Here is a 9,143-nt window from a genome sequence, read left to right as displayed (position 1 = left end):
GACGGGCGGCGGCGCGGGTGGGCGGCGTCGCATGGGTATTTGGACCAAGGTGAAACGGCAGCTTCATCTTGGCAAAAATACCCATCTTTCGCGGTTGGAGCCGGGCGTGCGGCTCGGGTCAGTCGGTGCCGCGGAAGGGTTGGACGTATTGCAGCGCCATGTCCCAGGGGAAGAAGATCCAGGTGTCCTGGCTGACCTCGGTCACATAGGTATCGACCTGCGGCTTGCCGTGGGGCTTGGCATAGACGGTGGCGAAATGCGCCTTGGGGTAGAGGCGGCGGACAAGTTCCAGCGTCTTGCCGCTGTCCACCAGATCATCGACGATCAGGATGCCAGTGCCGTCGCCCATCAGATCTTCTTGTGGGGCCTTGGTGACGCGGGCCTCGGTCTGGGCCTGATGGTTGTAGGATTTCACGCTGATCGTATCCACCACGCGGATGTCCAACTCGCGGCTGACGATCATTGCGGGCACAAGGCCGCCGCGCGTGATGCCGACCACGGCCTTCCAGACCCCGCCTTCGCCCGGGCCCTTGCCATCCAGCCGCCAGGCCAGCGCGCGGGCATCGCGGTGGATCTGGTCCCAGCTGACATGGAAGCCTTTTTCATGCGGCAGGCGTTCGGCGGACATGGGCGGTTCCCTTTCAGGTGGCGGCGAGCTTGATCCCGAGCAGGGCGAGCAGGCCGCCGAAGCTGCGGTCGATGACGGTTTTCAGGCTGATATAGCGGGCGCGGGTGCCATCAAGGCTGAAGATGCGGGCGACGAGCGTGTTCCACGCGGTTTCGGCGGTGAAGATCAGCGCCAAGAGCGCGGCATAGACCCAGAGCGGCGTGCCCTGCGGCACGGTGCCGAGGAAGATGGCCGAGAACATCACGGCGGGCTTCGGGTTGGCCAGTTGCGTGAAAAGGCCGAGCCGGAAGGCCGACAGGGCGGAGCGGGGCAGGGGGCGGCTGTCTTCGGTGATGAGCGGGGTCTTGGCATCGCGCCACAGATGGACGGCCATCCAGATCAGATAGGCCGCGCCGCCCAGCTTCAGCGCCCAGAGGAGCGCGGGGGCAGCGGCAAACAGGAGGTTCAGGCCGAACATCGCGGCCGCGGCCCAGACCACCGCGCCCGCGCCGATCCCCATCGCCAGCATCAGGCCCGTGCGGAAGCCTTCGGTCAGGCCGGTGCGGGCGGACATCAGGACCGCAGGCCCCGGCGAGATGGCGGCAAAGATCACGAGGCCCGCGAAGGCGAGGAAGGCCGCCAGCGTCATTCCTTGCCGTTCCGGCCCGTCACGGCATCAATATCGGGGGCATCCACCGCTTTCATCCCGACAACGTGGTAGCCCGCATCGACATGCAGGTTCTCGCCCGTGGTGCCCGAGCCGAGATCGGACAGAAGGTACAGCGCGGCCTTGCCCACTTCTTCCTGCGTGACGTTGCGGCGGAGGGGAGAGTTCAACTCGTTCCACTTCATGATGTAGCGGAAATCGCCGATCCCCGATGCGGCCAGCGTCTTGATCGGCCCGGCCGAGATGGCATTGACGCGGATGCCGTCCTTGCCGAGGTCTTCGGCGATGTATTTGACGCTCGATTCCAGCGCGGCCTTGGCCAGACCCATCACGTTGTAATGCGGCATGACCTTTTCCGCCCCGTAATAGGTGAGCGTGAGGAGCGATCCGCCCGCAGGCATGAGGGCGGCGGCGCGCTGGCAGATGGCGGTGAAGGAATAGACGGAGATGTCCATCGTCATCAGGAAATTGGCGCGCGTCGTATCGACATAGCGGCCGCGCAGTTCGTTCTTGTCGGAAAAGCCGATCGCGTGGACGACGAAATCAATCTGCCCCCAGTGATCCTTGAGGCCCGCGAAGAGGGCATCCATCGACTCTTCGGAGGCCACGTCACATTCAAACAGAAGCGGCGTGCCGACCGAGGCGGCGAGCGGCTCGACACGCTTTTTCAGCGCTTCGCCCTGATAGGAAAAGGCCAGTTCGGCGCCATGATCGGCCAGCGTCTTGGCGATGCCCCAGGCGATGGATTTGTCATTGGCCAGCCCCATGATGAGACCGCGCTTTCCTGCCATAAGTCCGGTTGACATTGCCTGTCCCTCGCCCACCCTTTGTGTTGAGGTTGACGTGTAGGCGATCCGTCCGGCTGCATCAAGGGTGGCCCGGTCGCCCGCCGCGCGAGAGGGAAGTGCAAGGACATCATGGACAGAAGCGGAATTTTTGCAGGCGAGGATCCCTTTGCCATCGCCCGGGCTTGGTTGGCCGAGGCTGAGCCGCTGGAGCCGAACGATCCGAATGCCATCGCGCTGGCCACGGTGGATGCGGCGGGATTTCCCAATGTGAGAATGGTTCTGCTGAAGGAAATCGAGGCAGATGCCTTTGTCTTCTACACCAACTACGGTTCGCGCAAGGGCCAGGAAATCGCAGCCAGCGGAAAGGCGGCCTTTGTCCTGCACTGGAAATCGCTGCACCGCCAGATCCGCGTGCGCGGGGTGACAGAGCGCGAGGAAGGCCCGCAGGCGGATGCCTATTATGCCAGTCGCAGCCTGAAAAGCAGGCTTGGCGCCTGGGCGTCGCGCCAATCCGAGCCGTTGTCGTCGCGGGCGGCGCTGATGGCCGAAGTGGCGAAGGTCACGGTCGAGCAGGGACCGAATCCGAAGCGCCCGCCCTTCTGGGGCGGAATCCGCATCCGGCCCTTCGAGATCGAGTTCTGGGCGGATGGGCAATTCCGCCTGCATGACCGGTTTCGCTGGACGCGAAATGGTAACGATACCGGGTGGGAGGTGGCCCGTCTGAACCCGTAAAATTCGCGCTTCGCGAATGAACGCGTTCGAAAGTGTTAACATTTTGTCCTTGAATCGGGCGGGACATTAGCGTCATGTCGTGGCCATCACGACGGCTGGGGAATGGCCATAGACATGATTGATGAGGATAAGGACGTGCACGTGGTGCATGGCCGGGTGAAGTGGTTCGATCCCGGTAAGGGGTTCGGTTTCATTGTTGCGGATGAGGGCGGGGCTGATATCCTTCTCCATGCCAATGTTCTGCGTAATTACGGGCAGAACTCTGTGGCGGATGGTGCGGTGATTTCGGTGAAGGTGCAGATGACGCAGCGTGGCGTCCAGGCGGTGGAGGTTCTGGAGATCGAACCGCCGCAGGGCGTTGCCTTTCCGCTGGGCGATGAAAGCGCGCCTGTGGACGCCGACGAGATCGCGCGGCTGCCGTTGGAACCGGCCCGGGTGAAGTGGTTCGACAAGGCAAAGGGCTTTGGATTTGCCAATGTCTTCGGCCGGTCCGAGGACGTCTTCATCCATATCGAGGTGCTGCGCGTTTCGGGTTTTGCGGATCTGCAGGCGGGCGAGGCGATCTGTTTGCGGATCGTCGAGGGCAAGCGCGGGCGGATGGCGGTGCAGGTGGTGTCATGGGAAGCGGCAACGCGGCAGTTTGGCTGATCGCGGCATGGGCTGCGGCTCTGCCGGGGATGGCGGCGGCGGCCTGTGCGGTGGATCGGGTTGATCTGCGTGGTCCGGGTGGCCAGCAGAGGTTTACCGTGGAAGTGGCCGATGACGATGCCGAACGCGCGCGCGGATTGATGTTCCGCGAGCAGATGGCGATGTCGTCGGGCATGCTGTTCGTCTACGACCAGCCGCGCCGGGCGTCGTTCTGGATGCGCAACACATTGATCCCGCTGGACATGATCTTTGCCGATGCGCGGGGTGTGGTGACGCGGGTCCATGCCAATGCGATCCCGCGGGACGAGACGCCGATCGACGGCGGCGAGGGCGTCCAGTTCACGCTGGAAATCAATGGCGGACTGGCCGCGCGCATGGGCATCGTGCCGGGGGCGGAGTTGCGCCATCCGGCCGTGTCGCAGGACATCGCCGCCTGGCCCTGTGAGTGAGGCGGCCACGCGCAGGCCAGCGAATGGGTGCTTTCCAAGGGCGCGGTGACAGGCTAAGGAAAGCGCGTTCGGGGCGTGGCGCAGTCTGGTAGCGCGACGGTTTTGGGTACCGTAGGTCGTAGGTTCGAATCCTATCGCCCCGACCAGCACTTAGCGGATTTTGGGGTTCCCGTTTTGCAGTTCATTTTGCAGAACTGTTCCCGTTTCAATCCTGGTCAGCTTGTCAGCGAGGGTGTCTGTCATCTCGGGCGACAGGGCCACATAGCGTTCGATTACCTGCGAGGCGTGCTTGATCGACCATCCCATGTGGGTGGCGATTTCCTTTAGATCGGCACCGGCGAGGAACAGGCGGGTGGCGGCCGTGCCGCGCGCGTCGTAGAGGCGCAGATCGCTGCGCAGTTTCAGCTTGTCGCGCCATGTGCTGACTGCATCCCCCAGATAGTTGCCGTGCTGGTAGGGTTCGCCTGCAAGGTTGGTGATGATGTGATCGCCCTTCGCCTGCGCGATGATCTGGGCCATGCGCGGCGTGACGGGGATCGAGGCCACGCGGCGGTGGCGCTTGCCCTTGGCCGTCCAGAGCACGATCCGCTGCCCCTTGGGGGTCGGGTGGATATGTTCGCGGCGCAGCTGGGCGAGGTCGCCGGGGCGAAGGCCGGTTTCTGTCGCGGCGATCAGGATGCGGGCGATGTGAGGTGGCGCGCCCTTTTCGAAGGCGGCGATTTCCTCGGGGTGCCAGAGGATTTCGGCGCGGTTCGATTCGTAGATGCTGGCGATGTTGGCCAGCTGGTTCTGCGCGATCCGGCCCCGGTCTAGGCCCCATTTCACGATGCGCTGCAGGTGCCGCACCCGATCATCCCCGACCTTGCCGCCGATGCTGTCGCGCCATGCCAGCACCCGGCCCCGGATGCGGGGGTCGCTGATGGCCGCAATGGGGGCGGTGCCGAACTTCTGATCGATCCCGTTCTTTGGGTGGCGGATGCTGATTTCGATGTCCTTGCGATAGCGGGGCGAGAGTTTGGCGAAGTCCTGACTGTCGAGGAAGGCGAGGATCACTTCGCGGAACTGGCCGCGCGCCAGATCGCCCTTGGGGGTGCATTCGGCCAGAGCGGCGAGGTATTCGGGGGAGCCGACCTTTACCCCGCTGTCGGATCGCCAGAACATCGGCGCGCCCTTGCCGCGCCAAGCGTAGTGATACTCGCGGACGGTTCCGTCCTTGAGTTTCGATCTAATGCAGTTGATGCCTTGCAGGCTGACCTTAACCATTACTTTCGAACCATTCATCCACCTCGCTGGATGCGGAGGTTTCGCCTTGAGGTGGCAGGATGCGGATCCGACCGTCAAGGGTGAGTTCCAGAACCGCCTGCGGGTCGATCTGGCGGGCGGCTTTCAGGGCGCGCTTGACCTGTGCCTCGGTGAAGGTGCTGCGCTTACCCATAGCGCGCACCCATCGCGTGGCCGCCCCATTGATCGGCGCAGGCCTCTGCCACGCCTTGGAAGGTTCGGCTGCGGAATTTCCAGCGATCCGGGCCGGGGCTGGCGCGGTGGACAGCGGACCATGCCTTGTGTGCGGCGGTGCCGGGCTGTGGCGGGGTGAGGCGGTGGGTGGGGGTGAGCGGGGGCAGCCCGCGCAGGTAGAAGCCCGTCGCCTTGAAATAGGGTTCGCCAAACCACCACGGCTGCACGATCTGCGGGCGCGGCAGATCGGCGGGCAGGCGGGCGCGGGCGTGTTTGTGCATCACCGGGTTCTCGATCACCACGCGGGGGATCGGGGCCTGCCAACAGGCGGAAAAGAGGGCAGCGCCTGCGTCCAGTTCGGCCCACATGTCGGACAGGCTGCGACCGGGCGGCGGGGTGGTGAGCCAGCGGACGCCGCTGTTGCAGAGCCTTGTGCAGGGCGGGTGCATCACGGCCATCATATCCCAGCCATCGTGCAGGATGTCGCGGATGTCGCAGCGGATGTGGCGGTTCGATCCATCCTCGGCCGGGAGAAGGTCGCATGACCAGACATCATGGCCGCGCGCGGCAAAGGCCCGGCGCATCACGCCAGAGGTTTCGCAGCCGATCAGGATGCGGAGGGGGGTCACCGAGGCACCTGCACCAAAAAAGCGCTGCGATAGAGGAAGTCGCGGAAGGTGGACAGAAGGGCGTTCTTGGCTGCCTGTTCGGTGCTGGCGCGGCCTTCAAGGGTCGGCTGTCCACCAAGCCAGAAGCGCCATGCCCAAGGGTGTTTGCCGGGGTTGCTGCTTGCCGGGGGGAACACGGCCCCGGCCTGGACCTGACCGCACATCAGAAGGATGCGCCCGCCCGCATAATCGGAAGGCTGGAAACGGATCGTCTGACGGGCCGTCAGGTCGGGTGCCGGAGCGAGGTCGATCCCGATCCCCAGCGGCACAGGCGCGGGGTCGCGCGTGTCGCCAAAGTGCGCCACCATCATGGCGTCGTGTGATGTGTCAGCCATGGGTCACACCCGCATCGGCATCAGAACCTGTGTCAGGTTCGGATCATCGGTCAGGATCAAGGCGGGATCGCCGCTGCTCTTGCTTTCGAGGCGGATCGTCCCTGCGCGGGCGGTGAAGCCGCGCAGGTAGTCCAGATTAAAACCGATGGTCTGATCGCCTTTCGCCTGCACCGGCATCGAGATGGTGGGGCCGTAAGGGCGGCTATAGGTCATGCGGCCCTTGACCGGATCGATGGAGATGGCGCGGCAGCGTTCGTGCGGTTCGCCAAACCGACAGAGGGCGTGGTGGGTGAGGGTGGCAGTGATATTCGGTTCCGATTTCGGGATCACCCGCAGGTAATCAGGAAAGCAGCCGTCAATGGTCCTGGAGATCAGGCGCCAGCCGTCGCCTGTGAATTCCACACGGTTGCTGGGTTGTTTGGGCGCAAGGGTGGGTTCGGTGCTGTTGGTCTGATCCGGCGCGACCATGGCGGTGATCTGGCCGTTGCCGCCGGGCCGCAGGAGCCGTTGCAACAGCTTCACGGTCTTGCGCGGGACGATCTGGCCGGGAAAGGGCCACGGTTCCTGTGTCTGATACCGTGCGAGGCGGTGACCGTCGGTCGCGACGGCGCAGGCGTGGCCATCGATCTGATGCAGCCAGATCCCATTGAGGTAGTACCGGGTTTCTTCGGCTGAGATGCAGGGGATGCAGGCCGCAAGCGCCTTGTGCAGCGCGGCCTCACTGATCATTGCCTCATCCGAAAGCGGGCCGATCATGCCGGGCCAGTCGGTGGCCGGGTTGCAAAGGTCGCGGATGCGGGCCTCCACATCGTCAACCGTGATGGTGACCAGGTCCTTGTGGGTGGTGATGGTCACCTGATCGTCGGCATAGCGAAGCAGGCTGGCCATGAGGCGCGGTTCGATGGTGAAGTCGAGTGTGCCAGAGGCGGCGAGGGGTTCGATCTGCAGGAAGATTTCCATGTCCAGATCGGTGGCACGGACCTGCGCGCCTTCCGGCGTGGCCGTGATGCGCAAGGTGCCAAGGATCGGGATCGTGTTGCGGCGTTCCACCACCTGCGCGGCCATGGCCACGGCGTTGCGCAGTTCGCGGGCGTTGAAGGTGGCTGTCTCTGCCGTGTGGGATGCGTCCAGCATCGCGACTCTCCTGTTTTCACTCGTTAGATCGGTGCGCGTCAGGTCATCCCCAGCGCGGCTTTGTACATTTCCAGAACCGCCTCTTCCTCGGCGATTTCGTCGGGCTTGCGCTTGCGCAGGGCGATCACCTTGCGGATCACTTTCGTGTCGTAGCCACGCCCCTTTGCCTCGGCCATCACCTCTTTCTGCTGTTCGGTGATGTCTTTCTTTTCCGCGTCCAGCTGTTCCCAGCGTTCGATGAACTGGCGGAGTTCGTCGGCAGTCACCTGATAGGCGTCCTGATTGTGCTTGCGGAAGTCGGGATCGTCGCGCATCGGCGCGCGGCCCTTGCGGGCGACCTTGGCCAGTTCCTGCGCGGCCTGCGGGCGCGGATCGGGCCGGGGATCGTCGGGGGCGGTGGCGGTGGTTTCCGGCATGATTGACCTGTCAGAGCGGGCCGCGGCTGGTCGGCAGGGCGAAGGCGAGTTGCAGGATGGCGAGGGCCAGCAGGAGGCCCGTCAGCACGCCTGCGGCAAAGGGGATTGCGGCGGGCGGCAGCGGTCGCGCGGTGCGGAAGCTGGGCGCGCGGAAGCTGGTTGCCCGGATCGGTTCCGTTGTGGCGGGCGTGGGGAACGTGGTCACGTCGATCTTCTGGCCGGTTGCGGGGTGGGTGAGGAAGTGGCTTGCCTCGGCCGTGCGGGGCAGGTGGAGTTCCTGCCCGATGATGCGGTCGGCGGGATCGGCGCTGTCGCGCAGCACGTCGCAAGCCCATGTCAGCTGGGCGAGGGTCGAGGACGGGTTGTGGACGATGGCGCGGGCTTGGCGCAGTTCCTCATCGGCCAAGAGGTTGGTGAGAAGGGCGCGGGTTTCGGGGGAGTTTTCGCCGTAGGTGGTGGGTTCGGTCATTCGAGCACCTGCTTTGCTGTGGCGGCGGTTCGGTTCGCCTTCTCCATATGTTGCCTTGCAGAATTCAGGTCGCCTTGGGTGGCGGCGATGGTTGCCAAGCTGATGTCATCCAGCAGAGCAAAGGCCGATGCTTCCTGCCGGGCGCGGCGCTGCGCGCGCAGGTAGCCGATGGCAAGCTGACGCGGCGTGAAGCGGGCCAGCAGATCGGTGATGCGTTCTTCGCTGGGTTGCCAGTTGTCGGGTGTGGTCGCCATGGTCAGCGCCCCGATTTGCGGCGGCGTTGGGCGAGGGTGCGGCCTTCGGCGCTGGCGACGATCAGCAGCGCGAGGCGGCGCAGCTGGCGCGGGGCGCAGTCGAAGGCGGGATCGGCCAGAAGGGCGCGGGCCTGGGCGAGGGCTGTGGGCATGGTGGGAACCTTTGCACTGTGGACTGACGCATGGGATGCCCGCCCCGGATGGGGGCGGGTCACCGATGCGTCAGGCGGCGAAGGGGGCGGCGATCTGCGCGGGGAATCCCAGCGGGAAGCGGGCGCGGACGGAGGCCGCCCAGTTGCAGGCGCGGGCGTGGCGCAGGCAGTCGCGGATCGCGGAGATGGCGGCGGTGCGGGGCAGAAGGCCTGCGGCCATGTCGCGGCGCAGGCTGGCCGCGCTGCGCAGTTCGATGGCGGCAAGGGCGCGGGCGTGGGAGGCGTAGGTCATGGGTGACTCCATCGGGTTGCGATGGAGTCACTATCGGCGGTATTTATACCGCAGTCAAGGGGTATGCGGTTTTAATA

16 protein-coding genes and 1 tRNA gene are annotated in these 9,143 nt (G+C 64.9%); 4 read left to right on the top strand and 13 right to left on the bottom strand.

The genetic code is table 11. The features are described 5' to 3' along the window. Positions 1–118 precede the first annotated feature (118 nt). From gpt to fabI, 3 genes are read right to left on the bottom strand one after another with little or no spacing between them, the layout of a single operon-like run. The gene (gene gpt / locus GU920_RS00325; RefSeq protein ID WP_161764823.1) at positions 119–628 is read right to left on the bottom strand and encodes a xanthine phosphoribosyltransferase; all 510 of its coding nucleotides are present in this window, start codon (positions 626–628) and stop codon (positions 119–121) included. Positions 629–641: 13 nt separating this feature from the next. Then, entirely contained in the window at positions 642–1,256 is a 615-nt protein-coding gene (locus tag GU920_RS00320) for a LysE family translocator (RefSeq protein ID WP_161764821.1), read from the bottom strand. Continuing rightward, positions 1,253–2,080, bottom strand: coding sequence for an enoyl-ACP reductase FabI (gene fabI, locus GU920_RS00315; RefSeq protein ID WP_161764820.1), 828 nt, complete (start codon positions 2,078–2,080; stop codon positions 1,253–1,255). The genes GU920_RS00320 and fabI overlap by 4 nt, the downstream gene beginning before the upstream one ends. Positions 2,081–2,191: 111 nt before the next feature. Here fabI and pdxH point away from each other — a divergent pair, with 111 nt between their 5' ends. From pdxH to GU920_RS00295, 4 genes are all read left to right on the top strand, one after another. Then, complete coding sequence (pdxH, locus tag GU920_RS00310) at positions 2,192–2,794, top strand: pyridoxamine 5'-phosphate oxidase (RefSeq protein WP_161764818.1); 603 nt, start codon at positions 2,192–2,194, stop codon at positions 2,792–2,794. A gap of 114 nt (positions 2,795–2,908) precedes the next feature. After that, on the top strand, positions 2,909–3,442 hold the full coding sequence (locus tag GU920_RS00305) for a cold-shock protein (RefSeq protein WP_161764816.1): 534 nt from the start codon (positions 2,909–2,911) through the stop codon (positions 3,440–3,442). Then, the gene (locus GU920_RS00300; RefSeq protein WP_161764814.1) at positions 3,412–3,891 is read left to right on the top strand and encodes a DUF192 domain-containing protein; all 480 of its coding nucleotides are present in this window, start codon (positions 3,412–3,414) and stop codon (positions 3,889–3,891) included. Before GU920_RS00305 ends, GU920_RS00300 begins: the two co-directional genes overlap by 31 nt. Before the next feature lie 69 nt (positions 3,892–3,960). Then, a tRNA-Pro gene (locus GU920_RS00295) sits at positions 3,961–4,037 on the top strand. A 4-nt stretch (positions 4,038–4,041) separates the two neighbouring features. On the opposite strand, the gene GU920_RS00290 is transcribed toward GU920_RS00295, so the two are convergent. The 10 genes from GU920_RS00290 to GU920_RS00245 all read right to left on the bottom strand — a co-directional run bounded on the left by GU920_RS00290 (position 4,042) and on the right by GU920_RS00245 (position 9,066). Further along, complete coding sequence (locus GU920_RS00290; RefSeq protein ID WP_161764812.1) at positions 4,042–5,154, bottom strand: tyrosine-type recombinase/integrase; 1,113 nt, start codon at positions 5,152–5,154, stop codon at positions 4,042–4,044. Next, positions 5,147–5,326, bottom strand: a complete 180-nt coding sequence (locus GU920_RS00285) for a hypothetical protein (RefSeq protein WP_161764810.1) — start codon at positions 5,324–5,326, stop codon at positions 5,147–5,149. Before GU920_RS00285 ends, GU920_RS00290 begins: the two co-directional genes overlap by 8 nt. Beyond that, positions 5,319–5,930, bottom strand: coding sequence for a hypothetical protein (locus GU920_RS00280; protein ID WP_161766451.1), 612 nt, complete (start codon positions 5,928–5,930; stop codon positions 5,319–5,321). The genes GU920_RS00285 and GU920_RS00280 overlap by 8 nt, the downstream gene beginning before the upstream one ends. Before the next feature lie 41 nt (positions 5,931–5,971). Then, complete coding sequence (locus GU920_RS00275) at positions 5,972–6,349, bottom strand: hypothetical protein (protein ID WP_161764808.1); 378 nt, start codon at positions 6,347–6,349, stop codon at positions 5,972–5,974. A gap of 3 nt (positions 6,350–6,352) precedes the next feature. Next, the gene (locus tag GU920_RS00270) at positions 6,353–7,483 is read right to left on the bottom strand and encodes a DNA polymerase III subunit beta (RefSeq protein ID WP_161764806.1); all 1,131 of its coding nucleotides are present in this window, start codon (positions 7,481–7,483) and stop codon (positions 6,353–6,355) included. A gap of 38 nt (positions 7,484–7,521) precedes the next feature. Next, positions 7,522–7,797, bottom strand: a complete 276-nt coding sequence (locus GU920_RS00265) for a DUF2312 domain-containing protein (protein WP_161766450.1) — start codon at positions 7,795–7,797, stop codon at positions 7,522–7,524. Positions 7,798–7,909: 112 nt separating this feature from the next. Beyond that, complete coding sequence (locus GU920_RS00260) at positions 7,910–8,368, bottom strand: hypothetical protein (protein WP_161764804.1); 459 nt, start codon at positions 8,366–8,368, stop codon at positions 7,910–7,912. Continuing rightward, positions 8,365–8,622, bottom strand: coding sequence for a hypothetical protein (locus GU920_RS00255; protein ID WP_161764802.1), 258 nt, complete (start codon positions 8,620–8,622; stop codon positions 8,365–8,367). Before GU920_RS00255 ends, GU920_RS00260 begins: the two co-directional genes overlap by 4 nt. A 2-nt stretch (positions 8,623–8,624) precedes the next feature. Next, positions 8,625–8,774, bottom strand: a complete 150-nt coding sequence (locus GU920_RS00250) for a hypothetical protein (RefSeq protein WP_161764801.1) — start codon at positions 8,772–8,774, stop codon at positions 8,625–8,627. 70 nt (positions 8,775–8,844) lie between these two features. Beyond that, the gene (locus GU920_RS00245) at positions 8,845–9,066 is read right to left on the bottom strand and encodes a hypothetical protein (protein ID WP_161764799.1); all 222 of its coding nucleotides are present in this window, start codon (positions 9,064–9,066) and stop codon (positions 8,845–8,847) included. Positions 9,067–9,143 lie beyond the last annotated feature (77 nt).

Origin of the sequence: Paragemmobacter ruber, assembly GCF_009908315.1 — a bacterium.
Classification (GTDB): domain Bacteria; phylum Pseudomonadota; class Alphaproteobacteria; order Rhodobacterales; family Rhodobacteraceae; genus Paragemmobacter; species Paragemmobacter ruber.
Note: the sequence above shows the minus strand (reverse complement) of the source record. Positions and strands in the feature narration are given on the sequence as shown.